A 14,723-nucleotide genomic window follows, 5' to 3' on the forward strand; every position below is an offset into this window, starting at 1 on the left:
TCCGATTTATCCTTAATCCTTGCTCATTAACAGATCCTTTTGTTTGTCTAGGGCTGCACGTAAGCGAAGAATGGCCTTGGAATGCAGCTGGGAAATGCGGGATGGGGAGAGCGACATTACCTCAGCAATCTCGCTTAAGGATAAATCCTCATAGTACAAGAGGGATACTACCGTACGTTCTTTCTCTGTAAGCTTATCAATACCTTGGACCAAGGCTTCCTTCAAGTAAAATTCATTGACCTTATGATCCGGATTTTTCGCTTTTTCATCTACCAACAGAGAAAGTCTAGTCTCGGATTCCTCTTCCCGAATCGGGTCCTCCAGAGAACAAATGGACATGACCGCTACTTCCTGCAGCATCGTATTGAATTCCTTCTCCGAGATGTCCAAGTAATTGCTCATCTCTTCATCGCTTACGGATCTGAGATAACGCTGCTCCAGATGCTGATAGGCATCCTCAATCCGTTTAGCTTTTTCTCTAACCGAACGCGGGACCCAATCTCCCTGACGAAGACCGTCCAGAATGGCGCCACGTACACGCCAGGAGGCGTAGGTCTCAAATTGCAAACCTCGCTCGTAGTCAAACTTTTCAATAGCATCAATCAAGCCCATTACCCCATTGCTGGCCAGATCATCTTTGGAGACATTTTTGGGCAAGCCCACAGCCAGACGGCCAGAGACATAGTCCACGATGGGAAGATAGTTCTCGATTAACTGCTTTTTGGCTTCCACTTCACCATGTTCTTTCCATTGCTCCCACAGCTCTGAGTAATTCAAATGAGCGGCTTTTCGCTCGTTCATCGAGTTCACCCTTCCTTATTGGTCTGTCAGGTGACGAACGGCCTTGGCCAATTCCTCAGGTTCCTTGGTTGTAACTAGCTTGGGCGGGTTCAAAGGCGTGAATGCTGCTTGTGCCGGATCAGGCTCCGGCTTTGGCTTCAGCATGTTGTTCAGATCTTCCCCCTCATCAGGAGTAACCAGGTCCAGATTGGTGCCGAGACCTTGCTCCTGCCCGTCCTGCCTCATGTTAGACAGCCCGGCAGACGACAAATCTGGTCTGGATACATACCCGATCACCCAGCGAACCAGATAAGCCAGGATAAACCATACCACAAAAGCAATTATGCCACGTATGAAGCTCGTCACCAGCAAGTTTTTGCCGGTAGATAACAAGAATGTCAGCACAAACCCAAATATTCCAGACCACAGATTAATGCGCAAGCTTCCAAATAGCATAGTTTACAGTTCCTTTACACCTTTTTGTACGCTCCGAATACTCAAAACGCCAGTCTCACAATTCAATTCGATTGTTCTGCCGACACTTCCGCCAGTGTCTTCACCTAGCAGTGGAATCTTCAGATCCAGCAGGACATCCCGGCAGGATTCCACATTCCGGGGACCGATTCTCATCGTATCCCCGCTGCCAGCAAATGCAAACATCTGAGAGCCACCAGCCATCTTGGCAACAATCCGGTGCTTGGATGCTCCCATGGAAATCAAGCGATTCAGCAGCTCCGGAAGGGCTGTGTCAGCATACTTGGCAATATTCAGATTTCCTTCACGGGCAATCTCCGAGGAGGGCAGCATGACATGTGCCATGCCTGCCAGCCTCAGATTTGGATCGTACATCGTTAATCCGACACAGGAGCCAAGGCCTGTAGTCCGGATTAAGTCTGTAGAACTAGCCACGTTTAAATCAGCCATTCCGACTTTAATGATGTTCTTTTCCTCAATCATGATTTAACGGACTCCTAGTGACTCAAATATTTTCGCAAAGGATTCTGGATCGGGAATCAGGAAGAATTGTCCCTCAATCTGATCCTGCCCTTCTAGAAAAGCTGTGTCAATCAACAAGGCGTCGTTACCCATTTGGCCAAATTGCAAGAGTCCATAGCTCAGAATGGCACCAGCCATATCCATCGCAAGTCCCGGTACGGTAGGGAACATGGACAGCTTGGTAAAGTCCGCCAATGAGGACAGATAAGAGCCTGCCAGAATGTTGCCAATTTCCGAAAGAGCTGAATGTTCCATCTCATTAAATGTTTCGTCATCGTCCGACTCAATTCCTGCTAATCTGCGCACCAGACTTTTGGCGGCCTCAGGAGAGAGAATAAAGAACAGATTGCCAGGGACCTCTCCCTCCACTCTAAAGAAAATAGCAATGACAAGCCGCTCAGGCCCGCCTACTTTCTCGGCTATCTCCTCGAATGGAAGAAGCTGTACCTTGGGAACCCCCATGTCAATTGGCTTATCCAGGAGACGGGATAGGGCGGTCGCCGCATTCCCTGCTCCGATATTGCCAACTTCCTTCAGCACATCTAGCTTAAAATCCTCCAAATGATTAAACACGGCTTAGTCCTCAATACTTTCCAGCTGAACAATCTCGCTCTTATTCAAGACTTCTGCAAGATTTAGCATAATCAGCAGACGGTCTTCGCTGATCTTCGCTACACCACGTAGGTATCTAGCTTTCACACCGCCAACGACCTCTGGTGGAGTCTCAATACTGTCTGTATTGAGATCGATAACGTCATTCGCAGAATCTACGATAAAGCCAACTTGCATCTCATTAACAGCCACGATGACAATCCGCGTCTGGTCCGTATATTCTGCTTCTGGAAGGCCAAAGCGTCCACGCAGGTCGATGACTGGGATCACGACCCCACGCATATTGAACACACCCTTCACGAAGGTGTACGTCTTCGGTACCCGCGTAATCGGCACCATCCGTTCGATGGACTGAACCTTATCTACCTCAATACCGTATTCCTCGTTCCCCAGTTTAAAGACGATAACTTTAATCTCTTCTCCCATGTCTAAAGACCTCCTCCAATGAGTTAAGCAGCTTTATTTAATGAAAACATTCGGGTCAAGAATGAGTGCTACCTGACCGTCTCCAAGAATGGTTGCACCTGAAATCCCTTGAATGGCCGGCAGATATTTCCCCATATTTTTAATGACAATTTCACTTTGTCCAAGGAAATCCTGCACTGAAATCGCAGCAAGTCGATCCCCTTTGCGGATGACTACGATTTCTGTCTCTTCCTCTTCGTTTTCATTAAAATCAGGTACCTCGAACACTTCGCTCAGAGAGATCAGCGGAATCGTGAACTCACGGTATGAGATCATCTTGTTACCATGTACATTCCGGATACGGTTGCGCTTGATAATAGCTGTCTCCAGGATTGAGGAGAGCGGAATGGCATATTTCTCGGAACCAATCTGCACCATCATGGCTGCGATAATCGACAAGGTCAGCGGAAGCTGTACAGAGAAATTGGTACCTTTTCCAGGTGTCGAGAATATCGTAACATTACCGCCGAGTGATGTGATCTTGGATTTGACCACGTCCAGTCCTACGCCGCGACCAGATACGTCGGAGATGACCTCTGCGGTACTAAAGCCCGGAGCGAATAGAATCTGGTAGGCTTCCTCATCGCTCATGGCGTCAGCCTGCTCCTGCGTAATGATGCCTTTCTTGATGGCATTTCCCAGCACCTTGTCACGGTTAATACCAGCGCCATCATCTTCGATTTCAATGAAGACATTGTTCCCACTATGGAAGGCACGAAGGTTTACCGTACCAATCTCCGGCTTGCCAGCAGCAATACGATCGGCAGCGGATTCGATACCATGGTCTACTGAGTTACGCAGCAAGTGAACCAGCGGATCCCCAATCTCATCAATAACTGTGCGGTCTAGCTCAGTCTCCGCGCCCGTAATGATAAGCTCCAACTTCTTATCCAGCGTCTTCGCCAGATCACGAACCATTCGAGGGAACCGATTAAATACCGTGTCGATCGGAACCATCCGCAGCTTCAGAACAATGTTTTGCAGGTCTGAGCTAACACGGCTCATGTGCTCAACCGTCTCTGTCAAGGACTGGCTGCCCACTTCCGAAGCCAGCTGCTCCAGACGAACACGATCAATCAGAAGCTCACTGAAGAGGTTCATCAGGACGTCCAGACGTTCTATATCCACGCGGATCGTCCGGCTCTGAGCTGCTGCTCCAGTCTTCGCAGGGCTACTAGCCGCCTTGGCAGTCTTTGGAGCTGCAGTTGGTTGTACAGGAGCAGCAGTAGGAGCTTCAACTGGCGTCACTGCCTCAGCTACAGCTGCAGCCATCTCTGTAGAAGCAGCTCTTGCAGCAGCCATACTCTCTTCTGTCATGTGCCGGAGTGATTCCTCATCCAGCAAAGTCAGCACTGCGTCTTCAATTTCGGAAATCCCTTTGATTTCTTTCTCCAGCTCAGCGGCGTCCTTCTGGGTTATGTAGTACAACGAGAAGCCGCGATCGAATTTCTCCTGTTCTATGTCCTGTACTGAAGGGTAAGCCTTCACTACTTCCCCCGAGTTCTCCAGAACGTTGAACACCATGAATGCGCGGGCAGCCTTTAATTGGCTTTCCTCACTTACCGTAACCTGAATATAAAGTACACGATGGCCTTCCTTGATGGATTGCTCAAGAATCGAGTACTGGTACTGGTCGAGCTCAAGTCCGGCATTGATGTAGGATACAGTAGCATCAGCAGGAGCTCCTGTTGCAGCTACTTCAGCAACGGCCGGGCTTGCTGCCTTGAAGTCTCCACTCACAATTGATTGCAGGGATGCAACAATTGAGGATACATCTGCCTTTCCGTCTCCACCCTCCGTAATGTTCTGGACCATGGATTCCAATGCATCCAGACCTTTAAAGAAGGTGTCGAAAATGAACTCATGCATTTCGAGCTTCTCGTTGCGCACTAGATCTAGTACGTTTTCCATTTGATGTGTTAGTGACGCAAGGTCTTCAAAGCCCATTGTAGCTGCCATACCCTTCAACGTATGGGCGGAACGGAAAATGATCTGAACGATTCCGAGATCGGTCGGATTGCTTTCCAATTGAAGCATGTTTTCGTTAAGAGACTGCAGATGATCATTCGACTCATCAATAAACATGGATAAATACTGATTCATGTCCATTGTGAGACACCTCCTCCATGAGTTACACTCCGATTATTTCACAACTTGTACAAGCTTTGGCGCTATCTGGTGCAATGGTAACAAGTACTGCACACAATTCAACTCCACAGCAGAGCGGGGCATCCCATATACAACACAGGTCTCCTCATTCTCCGCAAATGTAGATCGAACTCCCGAATCGTAAAGCTTCTTCATCATTCTGGCTCCATCACTGCCCATGCCTGTCAGCAATACCAGATGTCGATCTAGTGCAGTGAGCGGGGCAAGTGATTCGAACATCGTGTCCACAGAAGGTCTATGTCCGTTGCGTGGCTCCTCTGTCGTTAAGGAGAATGCGTATTTACCACCGGATTGTGATGTGACTCTTAACTGATAGCCGCCTGGTGCGATATAGGCTGTCCCACTCTCCAACGTCATTCCTTGTTCTGCCTCAACGACTCGAATAGCACTTAGCGAATTCAGACGCTGGGCAAGAGAACGGGTGAAATTCGGCGGCATGTGCTGCACAATTACAACGGGAGCAGGGAAATCGCCTGGAATCTGTTCCAGGAACGCCTTTAAGGCTCGAGGCCCCCCTGTAGAACAACCAACAGCCACAAGCTTACGGAACTGGACACCCCCGGTAGGTTTCTTCACGCTCTTTGCAGACTCCTCTGCCAATGATGATACGGTTGGCGGATTGGCCTTTGCTACTACTGGAGTAGTCTTCACTGGCTCTGGGGGTCTGGCAGTCATCCCAGAGGGCTTCTTCGTTACCGAAGGATCAGCAGGCTTCTTCTCACTTAAGCTCTTGGGAGGCTGTGCTTTTCCGATTTCCGCTTTGCGAGGCTCTGTCTTACGAGGCTCGCTAGGCTTGGAAGCACTTAGCTCCTGCCAAGTCCTGCGCAATTGTTCATCCAACTCTTTTCTAAGTAGCGATTGGGCTGGGACAGGCTTGGGCTCTGCACTAGGTGGGACCTTAAGTACTGCTTGAGCAGATTCCTCCGATTGTGATGGCTTAGGAGGAGCCACCTGCGAATCCTGCTTGCGTTCTGCCGGCGGTCTGCTAGACAGTGCAGGCTCGGTTCGAGAAGATTCCTTGAAGCGTTCCTGCTTCCTCTCAGCCGCCTGTACAGCTGCCTTCAATCTCTCCAGCAGTTCGACCCCCACCTTCGCAATATCATGAGAATTGCTGATTGAGGGTTTGCGGATGAAATCAAAAGCCCCATTTTCCAACGCTATGATGGTCTCCTTCATCCCCTGCTCATTAATTGCAGATAGCATAATAACAGGAAGAGGACATTCCTTCATAATCAGCTTTAGAGCCTCTAAGCCATTCATTTCAGGCATCTCGACATCCATCGTCACCAGATCGGGCTTCAGGTGTCTAATCTGTTCCACAGCCTCACGACCATTGCTGGCTGTCCCAGCAATTTCAAACGACGCGTCTGCTACGATCAGATCGGAAAAAATTTTCCTCATGAACGCAGAATCGTCGACGACGAGTACACGATATACCGTCATTCATTTCACACCTCTGTCCTCGTTTCAAGAATCATTTGGTTGTCAATCGAAGCCATTTTTGCATGAAGCCCTTGATTCCTGTCACGTTACCTCCATTTTGCTCTGGCAAAGCCATACCTGCATAGTGATGAGCCAAGCGCACAAGATCCCTTGTCGCTGGGCAGCCTGGAAAGCCAAGTGAGAAAGGGACCTGCTTTTTGACAGCCTCGCTCACATGAGGATCATCACTAATGTAGCCAAGCAGCGGAATATCAAGGTTCAGAAATCGACTGGTGACTAGTGAAATCTTATCAGCCACAAGACGGGCCTCATTATCGTTATCGGCACGGTTGACGATAATCTTAAATTTTGTATCTGATTGATTACCACTTACCACCTTTATAAGTGCATATGCATCTGTAATGGAGGTAGGTTCTGGCGTTGTTACAATTAAGCATTCGTCCGCGGCCATGATGAATTTCAGGTTCTCCATCGACAGTCCAGCTCCGGTGTCGAAGAAAACATAGTCCATGTCAGTGGCTAGGAGTTCTATTTCTTCCATAAAATAATCCAGATCAGCAGGAGTTAACGAGAACAGCTCCTTCACACCAGAGCCGCCTGGCACAAAAGGGAGTGAGCTGGCCCCCTTTTGCACAATCTGTGTCATCGTCTTTTCCCTTCTTAGAACATGGGAAAGGTTGTACTGGGAGGATGTCCCCATTAACACATCAATGTTGGCCATTCCTATATCCGCATCGAAAAGTAAAACCTTTCTTCCGAGCGATTGAAGAGCCAATGCAAGATTTAGCGTAATATTGGACTTACCTACTCCACCCTTGCCGCTCGCTACAGTAACGATTCTGGCCTGTCCCGTCCTCTTTGGAAGTCTGTATTTATCCAGAGAAGACACCAGTTGTCGCAACGACTGAGCTTGATCACTCATCACGATTCACCAAGCAGCAGATGTAATAGCCGCTTCGTATCTGGCAAAAATACATCCTCAGGCACGTTCTGTCCATTCGTCATATATGATATTTTCAACGGATACTCGTGCAAAAGATTGAACATGGCTCCAACACTGCCTGTCTCATCCACCTTGGTGAAGATGACCTTATCCAGATGATACTGGCTGAAATGCTGTGCAATGGTCTTCATATCTTTACTTTTGGAGGTGAGGCTGAGCACCAGGTATGTCTCGCTATCCTCCCTATGAGCCAGCAAGCTTTGTAGCTCGGATACAAGCAGCTCATTTCGATAATTCCGACCAGCTGTATCCATCAGGATCAGATCGCAGTCTTCCAGACGCTGCATCGCCCGGTGTAGGTCACCAGGAGATTGAACAATCTCCAAGGGAACATTCAAAATGGAAGCGTACGTTCTAAGCTGGTCAACTGCTGAGATTCTGTATGTGTCCGAAGTAATAAGTCCAACTTTCCGATTGAATCTGAATAGCTGCTCTGCTGCCAGCTTGGCAATAGTCGTCGTCTTACCGACACCCGTTGGTCCGGCTACATATATAATTCTGGTGCTTGGAGCAATTCCACCGCCAATTCGCTGGTCGATGAAGCCTTTAAGCACCTCCCGAAATGCTTGTTCCCAGTCGAAGTTACTTGCGCTGGACAGCTCTCGGTCTCTTTGCTGATACACCATTTCCAGCCAATCATCCAGTAGCTCGCGGTCCACATCCTGCTCAATAAGGCGATCGCAGATGCGCTGCGCTGGCTCTGGTAGCTGTGGCTCCGTGACCGCGCTTCGGGACAAGCGGGTCATCATCAACTTCATTTCTCGTATTTCCTCTAATAGAGCTTGGTCTGCTGTGCTTACTTCAGCATATGCATGAGGCTCATTCTTGACTGCACGGTGACCTGCTAGGGCCATCAGCTCCTGCATCTGATCCTCGGAAAAAGGTGCCGAGACCTTCGCCTGCGGTGCGCTCTGCTCAGGCTGAATATCATTCACTCTAATCTGTGGTTCTGTAGTTATATTGGGCCGAGCCTGTGGCGATGCGTAGTCCTCTGCTGCTCTTCGATAAGCATCTGGCGCGGCAGAGCGTGGCACCGTTACGGGCCGCGGAGGCTGTATTTCTTTGGTGACTAGCTTCTCCACAGGTCTTGCTATTGTAGCCGTGTTGACGCGTGGCGAAGAGTCAGCCTCCTTTTCCAGTGCAGCAATAACCTCTATTTTCTTCTGACGGAACATACCTAGGAAGCCGCCAGTTTTCATAGACTTCGTGCTTAGTATTACAGCGTCGGAACCCAGGTCTTCCCGAATCTGCTGCATGGCTTCCGGCATAGTGTTCACGATATACCGTTTGACCCTCATAGATTCACCACCCCGACACTTTGAATTTCAACGTTAGGCTCCAGCTCACTGTAAGACAGCACCGGAACATCCTGCATGGTCCGCTCCAGCACCTGGCGCAGATACATACGAATCGTTGGTGAGGTTAACAAAATTGGCTGTTGACCTGACTGAATCAAGCGATTGACTTGCTCTGAAATCTTCTGATATACGGTCTGTGTTGAGATAGGGTCAAGTGCCAGATAGCTTCCTTGCTCCGATTGCTGTACACTCTCTGCAATCTTCTTCTCCAGTGACGGACCGACTGTAATCACCTTCAGCGTGTCTCCTTGTCTGGAGAACTGCTGGGTAATCTGACGGGACAGCGCCTGACGTACATACTCTGTAAGTACATCCGGGTCTTTCGTGTAGGTTCCGTAATCTGCGAGCGTCTCGAAGATGGTCACAGTATCACGAATGGACACTTTCTCCCGCAGCAGCTTAGCCAGCACCTTCTGCACATCACCAATGGTGAGCACCGAAGGAATCAGCTCATCCACAAGCACTGGATAGTTCTCTTTCAGATTGTCTACAAGTGCACGTGTCTCCTGTCTGCCGATCAGTTCATGCGCGTGACGCTTGATCATCTCGGTCAGATGAGTAGCAACGACAGATGGCGGGTCAACCACTGTATAGCCAGATAGCTCTGCCGCATCCTTGGTTCCTTCGTCAATCCATAGCGCTGGCAGACCAAAGGCAGGTTCAGTGGTCTCAATACCTGTTATGCTTTCGTCATCGAATCCGGGACTCATAGCCAGATAGTGATTCAGCAGCAGCTCACCGCTACCTACGGTATTTCCTTTTATTTTAATAATGTACTCATTGGGCTTTAATTGAATATTGTCCCTGATGCGAATAACCGGTACAACCAGCCCCATCTCCAGCGCACATTGACGCCGTATCATGATGATCCGGTCAAGCAGGTCTCCGCCTTGCTGAGTATCCGCTAATGGTATCAGTCCATAGCCGAACTCGAACTCAATCGGATCTACCTGCAGCAGGTTAATGACACTCTCAGGACTTCGAACCTCTTCAATCTGCTGTTCCTCCTCCAGCTGTTCTTCCTCGATCGACTTTCGATCCAGATTCTGCTGCATTTTCCTGGCCACAAAAAAGAGCAATATCGCCAGAGGCAGCGTCGTAATTACATGAATTGGTGTGAAGAAGCCGAGTAGAGCAACCGTTACGGCAACAATATAAATCAGCTTCGGATACATGAAGAGCTGACCTGTCAGATCATCAGCCAAGTTCCCGTCGGAAGAAGCTCTGGTAACGATCAGACCCGCAGCCGTCGAAATCAGCAGCGCCGGAATCTGACTCACCAGTCCATCCCCGATCGTAAGAATCGAATAGGTGGACAAGGCGTCCGTAAAGCTCATCCCCTTGGCGGTCATACCGATAATAAAGCCGCCGACAAGGTTGATAATCATGATGATAATACTGGCGATCGCATCTCCCTTGACGAATTTACTCGCACCATCCATCGATCCATAGAAGTCAGCTTCTCTTTCGATCTTGCTACGACGCTCACGAGCCTGCTGTTCATTAATAAGTCCTGCATTCAGATCCGCGTCAATACTCATTTGCTTACCTGGCATAGCGTCGAGGGTAAATCGAGCCCCAACCTCAGCTACACGCTCCGAGCCCTTCGTAATGACGATGAACTGGACGACAACGAGGATCAGGAACACGACGAAGCCTACTGCAATCTGTCCTCCAGCGACCCAGCTACCGAAGGTAGCTACTACTTCACCAGCATGACCCTCGCCAAGAATTAGCTTGGTTGTGGACACGTTCAGGGATACCCGGAACAATGTCGTAATCAGCAGGAGGGCCGGGAAGATGGAGAATTCGAGCGGCTCCTTGGTGTTCATTGCCACCAACAGAATCATCAATGCAATCGAAATATTAATGACCAGCAAAATATCGAGCAGCCATGCAGGGATCGGAAGTATCAGCATGAGTACAATACCGATGATACCAACAAGGACAGATATATTTTTACTTTTCAATGGTCTCTTGGCCTCCGATCCCGTTATTTCGTTTTACCTTTAAGCTTATATACATAGGCCAGCACTTCAGCGACTGCCTGGAACAAGTCGGCAGGGATGGAGTCCCCGACCTCGGCCCGCTGGAACAGCGCACGTGCAAGCGGCTTATTTTCCATAGTTATCACACCATGCTGCTTGGCGATATCTTTAATACGGAGCGCCAGATAATCCTGACCTTTTGCAACAATCTGCGGCGCCTCCATCTCCGAGCCCTCATACTTCAAGGCTACAGCAAAGTGAGTCGGGTTCGTGATAATAACATCCGCCTTGGGCACCTCCTGCATCATACGCTGCATGGCCATCCGACGCTGTCGTTCACGAATTTTCCCTTTGATTAAGGGGTCCCCCTCCATCTTCTTATATTCATCCTTAATATCTTGCTTGGACATTCTAAGGTTCTTCTCATACTCATAGCGCTGATAGATATAGTCTAGAATAGCCAAGACAAACAGACATGCGCCTATCTTCAGACCCAGCTCCAATGTCAGGCCTGCAGCGAAGCTTAGAATCTGATCTCCTGATAGCTCGGACAACTTGGCCAGATTGCCACGCGTCCCCCAAATGACGTTATACACAAGAATCGCGATAATCGACATTTTGAATACGGACTTCAGAAGCTCCACAATGGAGCGCATAGAGAACATATTCTTGAAGCCTTTGATCGGACTTAGCTTACTGAATTTTGGCATCAATGGCTTGCCTGTAAGGAGAAAGCCGATCTGCACATAATTGGCCAGCAGCCCAACCAGAATCGTAACTCCAAATACGGGCGCCAAAAGTAAAACAATCTGGACTCCATATTCAGAGAACATCATCATGATATTTTGCTGTGTGACATCCATCGTGAGTCGATTTGTGAATACATCTGTAAAGAGACCAACTGTTCGGGTCTTGAAATAGTCGCCCAGCATCATTAAGCAACCGAATACGAGCAACAGGATCGAAGCAGCCGATATTTCCATACTCTTGGCTACTTGTCCTTCTTTTCGGGATTCCTGTCTTTTCTTCGGAGTAGCCTTCTCGGTCTTCTCCCCAGCGAACAGCTGCAGGTCCAGCGTATACCTCAGTCTCACTTGCACACCTCCAGCCCTTAAGGGCGGGTCCCAATTACGTTTAGCAGATCTCTCATTGATTCAAAAATCATATTGAACAGACGTTCGAATACAAAACCAAAGCTAGGCATCATCAGCAGGAGCATAAATAGCCCTACAATAATCTTCATCGGAACACCGATAACAAAAATATTGAACTGCGGAGCCGTCTTGGCAAGAAATCCCAAGCCAACATCCGTCAAAAAAATAGCCACCACAAATGGCGCTGCCATCTGAAAGGCTAACAGAAACGATACCGCAAACGTCCGGAGCAGAAAGCCCGAAATATTACCGGCGTACAGCTTGAGGAAAAATTCATTATCAAGCGGTACCCAATTGTAGCTGTACACGATCGCATCCAGGAGATAATGGTGACCATTCATTGTCAGAAAGAGCAATGTTGCTATAGCATATTTGAAGTTCGCCGTCACTGGCACCGAGGCACCTGTCATCGGATCATAGACGCTGGCCATAGCGAAGCCGATCTGAATATCAACGAAGGCTCCTGCGGTCTGGATGGCTGTCAGGATCAAATAAGCGACAAAACCAAGCAGCAGACCAATCAGTATCTCACGGACGACCAGCAATACATAGCTGACATCCGTAGGAATCTGCTGGTTCACACCAAAGATCAGAAATACAATAAGTGCAATAAACGCCGAGATGCCAACTTTATAACGAACGGGTACGCTTCGTGTTGAAAAGATTGGTGCAACTACAAAAAACGATGTAATTCGACAGAATAGCAGCAGAAAAATAGGAAAGCTCTGAAGTATGATCTGCATCGCTCTCCGCCTACCCTATATATCTATAAAGATTGTCTAGGATACCGTAAGTAAAATCGATCATCGTCGTCAAAATCCAGGGGCCGAACAACAATAGTGCCAACAGGACAGCTACAATTTTAGGTACAAAGGCGAGCGTCTGCTCCTGAATCTGGGTAGTGGCCTGGAATACACTGACGATTAGGCCCACAAGCAATCCCAAAATCAGCATGGGTGCGCTCGCCTTCAATACGGTAAAGACTGCTTGTGCGGCCAAAGAAATAATAAATTCTGTTGACATTTCCGGCCTCCTTGGCATGAATCTGGACTTGGATCGAATGTACTCAGGTGTTAAAGCTGAGCAGCAATGACTTCACAACCAAATACCAACCGTCCACAAGGACGAAGAGCAATATTTTGAAAGGCAGTGAAATCATGACAGGTGGTAGCATCATCATCCCCATGGCCATCAAGGTACTAGCAACAATGATGTCAATAATGAGAAATGGTATAAAGATCATGAAGCCCATCTGGAATGCCGTCTTTAATTCGCTGATTGCGAATGCAGGCACCAATACGTTCAGCGGAATCTCCTGATGATTGTTCGGCTTCTCCAAACCCGTATACTTCATGAACAACAGCAGGTCCTTCTCTCTCGTATGTGTGAACATGAAGGTCTTGATCGGCTCCTGGGCCTTTTCCAGCGCTTCCGACTGATTCAGCTCGCCTTTGAGATAAGGCTGTAAGGCTGTGTCATTCATTGTCGAGAACGTCGGCGCCATAATGAACAGGGTGAGGAACAATGCGAGTCCAACCAGTACCTGGTTGGGCGGCATTTGCTGCGTCCCCAGGGATGTCCGCACAAAACCGAGAACGATGACAATACGCGTAAAGCTGGTCATGAGCATCAATAGGGCTGGTGCGATACTAATGATGGTTATAAGTAAAATAATAGACAGCGACGTCGTTCCGGGCTGTCCGCTCTCTGAATTGCCAATGTCTATGCTAATATCAGGTATCGGATTGACAGCTGATGCTGAGGCAACCGTCACGGACATGAAATGACACAGAACGATCAGCAGACAAGCAAGTATCAACTTTTTCTTCATCTTTCTCCCGACCGATCTGTAGTATTATCCTCATCCCGCAGCTTTTCGAGCTTATCCTTGCGATCTGGCCTTTGCCGCAGCTTCGATTCGAACAGCTCATGGAATGAAGCGTCATCCTCTAGTTCCTGCGACTCTATCGTATTTCTCTTGCGGAGTCTCTCCGTTAGCTTGGCGACCAGCGGGGCTAACGGGCCGCTGTGCAGGGATGTCTCCTGCTCAAATGCGGCCACTATTCGCTCCACTTCCTCGGGATCGGATACTTTGTCAATGAGACGAATCTCTTCTCCTACACCAATCAGATATATACTGCTGCCAACCTCGATAAGCTGCAATGATTTGTTGGGGGCCAGTCCCACGCCACCCAAAATACGAACCGAACGGCTGCTGAACCAGCTCTGATTCCGACGGCTCAAGAAACGAATCAGATAGAGGATCAGCATAATGACGAAGGCAAGGACGACGATCACCCAGATCAGATTTCCAATACCGTAATCGTCTCCGCTAACCATTAGCTGGTTTCCTTGGTCAGTACCCATATTCAGCGTGCCTTAGCCCAGCGTTTTGCTGATCGCCTCGATGACACGATCGGATTGGAATGGCTTCACGATGAAGTCTTTTGCACCAGCTTGAATCGCATCGATAACCATCGCTTGTTGTCCCATCGCAGAGCACATGATGACCTTGGCATTTGCATCAATTTTCTTGATTTCTTTCAAAGCCGCGATTCCATCCATTTCTGGCATTGTGATATCCATCGTGATCAGATCAGGACGCAGTTCCTTGAACTTCTCAACAGCTTGTGCTCCATCTGGTGCCTCTCCTACCACTTCATAGCCATTCTTGGACAAAATGTCACGAATCATCATTCTCATAAATGCAGCGTCATCAACGATCAAAATACGGTTAGCCATGTAAAATAAATCC

At 48.6% G+C, this 14,723-nt stretch carries 16 protein-coding genes; all 16 read right to left on the minus strand.

Annotated features, from left to right (window positions below):
* Positions 1–12: 12 nt before the first annotated feature.
* Genes D328_RS0102555 through D328_RS0102630 form a run of 16 tightly spaced genes read right to left on the minus strand, consistent with a single transcriptional unit; the run spans position 13 to position 14,710 of the window.
* Positions 13–801, minus strand: a complete 789-nt coding sequence (locus D328_RS0102555; RefSeq protein ID WP_018883381.1) for a FliA/WhiG family RNA polymerase sigma factor — start codon at positions 799–801, stop codon at positions 13–15.
* A 15-nt stretch (positions 802–816) separates the two neighbouring features.
* Positions 817–1,236 carry a hypothetical protein gene (locus tag D328_RS0102560; RefSeq protein ID WP_018883382.1) on the minus strand — a complete coding sequence of 140 codons (420 nt, stop codon included), beginning with the start codon at positions 1,234–1,236 and terminating at the stop codon, positions 817–819.
* 3 nt (positions 1,237–1,239) lie between these two features.
* On the minus strand, positions 1,240–1,737 hold the full coding sequence (locus tag D328_RS0102565) for a chemotaxis protein CheD (RefSeq protein WP_018883383.1): 498 nt from the start codon (positions 1,735–1,737) through the stop codon (positions 1,240–1,242).
* Positions 1,738–1,740: 3 nt separating this feature from the next.
* The gene (locus D328_RS0102570) at positions 1,741–2,349 is read right to left on the minus strand and encodes a chemotaxis protein CheC (RefSeq protein WP_018883384.1); all 609 of its coding nucleotides are present in this window, start codon (positions 2,347–2,349) and stop codon (positions 1,741–1,743) included.
* A 3-nt stretch (positions 2,350–2,352) separates the two neighbouring features.
* A complete protein-coding gene (locus tag D328_RS0102575) occupies positions 2,353–2,814 on the minus strand; it encodes a chemotaxis protein CheW (protein WP_018883385.1) in 462 nt (153 codons plus the stop codon).
* A 33-nt stretch (positions 2,815–2,847) separates the two neighbouring features.
* Positions 2,848–4,962: a chemotaxis protein CheA gene (locus D328_RS0102580; protein ID WP_018883386.1), complete on the minus strand. Its 2,115-nt coding sequence runs from the start codon at positions 4,960–4,962 to the stop codon at positions 2,848–2,850.
* Between the two features lie 33 nt (positions 4,963–4,995).
* Entirely contained in the window at positions 4,996–6,465 is a 1,470-nt protein-coding gene (locus D328_RS0102585; RefSeq protein ID WP_018883387.1) for a protein-glutamate methylesterase/protein-glutamine glutaminase, read from the minus strand.
* A 31-nt stretch (positions 6,466–6,496) separates the two neighbouring features.
* Positions 6,497–7,387, minus strand: coding sequence for a MinD/ParA family protein (locus D328_RS0102590; protein WP_018883388.1), 891 nt, complete (start codon positions 7,385–7,387; stop codon positions 6,497–6,499).
* Positions 7,387–8,766 carry a flagellar biosynthesis protein FlhF gene (gene flhF, locus D328_RS0102595; protein ID WP_018883389.1) on the minus strand — a complete coding sequence of 460 codons (1,380 nt, stop codon included), beginning with the start codon at positions 8,764–8,766 and terminating at the stop codon, positions 7,387–7,389. Before flhF ends, D328_RS0102590 begins: the two co-directional genes overlap by 1 nt.
* A complete protein-coding gene (gene flhA / locus D328_RS0102600) occupies positions 8,763–10,796 on the minus strand; it encodes a flagellar biosynthesis protein FlhA (protein ID WP_018883390.1) in 2,034 nt (677 codons plus the stop codon). The genes flhF and flhA overlap by 4 nt, the downstream gene beginning before the upstream one ends.
* Before the next feature lie 23 nt (positions 10,797–10,819).
* Positions 10,820–11,908, minus strand: coding sequence for a flagellar biosynthesis protein FlhB (gene flhB, locus D328_RS0102605; RefSeq protein WP_018883391.1), 1,089 nt, complete (start codon positions 11,906–11,908; stop codon positions 10,820–10,822).
* A 17-nt stretch (positions 11,909–11,925) separates the two neighbouring features.
* Positions 11,926–12,711 carry a flagellar biosynthetic protein FliR gene (gene fliR, locus D328_RS0102610; protein ID WP_018883392.1) on the minus strand — a complete coding sequence of 262 codons (786 nt, stop codon included), beginning with the start codon at positions 12,709–12,711 and terminating at the stop codon, positions 11,926–11,928.
* A gap of 10 nt (positions 12,712–12,721) precedes the next feature.
* Positions 12,722–12,991: a flagellar biosynthesis protein FliQ gene (gene fliQ / locus D328_RS0102615; RefSeq protein ID WP_018883393.1), complete on the minus strand. Its 270-nt coding sequence runs from the start codon at positions 12,989–12,991 to the stop codon at positions 12,722–12,724.
* 43 nt (positions 12,992–13,034) lie between these two features.
* Positions 13,035–13,799, minus strand: a complete 765-nt coding sequence (gene fliP, locus D328_RS0102620; RefSeq protein ID WP_018883394.1) for a flagellar type III secretion system pore protein FliP — start codon at positions 13,797–13,799, stop codon at positions 13,035–13,037.
* Positions 13,796–14,335: a flagellar biosynthetic protein FliO gene (locus tag D328_RS0102625; RefSeq protein WP_026280975.1), complete on the minus strand. Its 540-nt coding sequence runs from the start codon at positions 14,333–14,335 to the stop codon at positions 13,796–13,798. Before D328_RS0102625 ends, fliP begins: the two co-directional genes overlap by 4 nt.
* Before the next feature lie 12 nt (positions 14,336–14,347).
* Positions 14,348–14,710: a response regulator gene (locus tag D328_RS0102630; RefSeq protein ID WP_018883396.1), complete on the minus strand. Its 363-nt coding sequence runs from the start codon at positions 14,708–14,710 to the stop codon at positions 14,348–14,350.
* Between the last annotated feature and the right edge of the window lie 13 nt (positions 14,711–14,723).

The sequence above is a fragment of the Paenibacillus massiliensis 2301065 = DSM 16942 genome (assembly GCF_000377505.1).
Taxonomy (GTDB): domain Bacteria; phylum Bacillota; class Bacilli; order Paenibacillales; family Paenibacillaceae; genus Paenibacillus; species Paenibacillus massiliensis.

Coding starts and splice junctions, on each gene's coding strand:
- D328_RS0102555 (WP_018883381.1), bottom strand. CDS start 801: ATGAACGAGCGAAAAGCCGCTCATTTGAATTACTCAGAGCTGTGGGAG.
- D328_RS0102560 (WP_018883382.1), bottom strand. CDS start 1,236: ATGCTATTTGGAAGCTTGCGCATTAATCTGTGGTCTGGAATATTTGGG.
- D328_RS0102565 (WP_018883383.1), bottom strand. CDS start 1,737: ATGATTGAGGAAAAGAACATCATTAAAGTCGGAATGGCTGATTTAAAC.
- D328_RS0102575 (WP_018883385.1), bottom strand. CDS start 2,814: ATGGGAGAAGAGATTAAAGTTATCGTCTTTAAACTGGGGAACGAGGAA.
- D328_RS0102580 (WP_018883386.1), bottom strand. CDS start 4,962: ATGGACATGAATCAGTATTTATCCATGTTTATTGATGAGTCGAATGAT.
- D328_RS0102585 (WP_018883387.1), bottom strand. CDS start 6,465: ATGACGGTATATCGTGTACTCGTCGTCGACGATTCTGCGTTCATGAGG.
- D328_RS0102590 (WP_018883388.1), bottom strand. CDS start 7,387: ATGAGTGATCAAGCTCAGTCGTTGCGACAACTGGTGTCTTCTCTGGAT.
- flhF (WP_018883389.1), bottom strand. CDS start 8,766: ATGAGGGTCAAACGGTATATCGTGAACACTATGCCGGAAGCCATGCAG.
- fliR (WP_018883392.1), bottom strand. CDS start 12,711: ATGCAGATCATACTTCAGAGCTTTCCTATTTTTCTGCTGCTATTCTGT.
- fliQ (WP_018883393.1), bottom strand. CDS start 12,991: ATGTCAACAGAATTTATTATTTCTTTGGCCGCACAAGCAGTCTTTACC.
- fliP (WP_018883394.1), bottom strand. CDS start 13,799: ATGAAGAAAAAGTTGATACTTGCTTGTCTGCTGATCGTTCTGTGTCAT.
- D328_RS0102625 (WP_026280975.1), bottom strand. CDS start 14,335: ATGGGTACTGACCAAGGAAACCAGCTAATGGTTAGCGGAGACGATTAC.
- D328_RS0102630 (WP_018883396.1), bottom strand. CDS start 14,710: ATGGCTAACCGTATTTTGATCGTTGATGACGCTGCATTTATGAGAATG.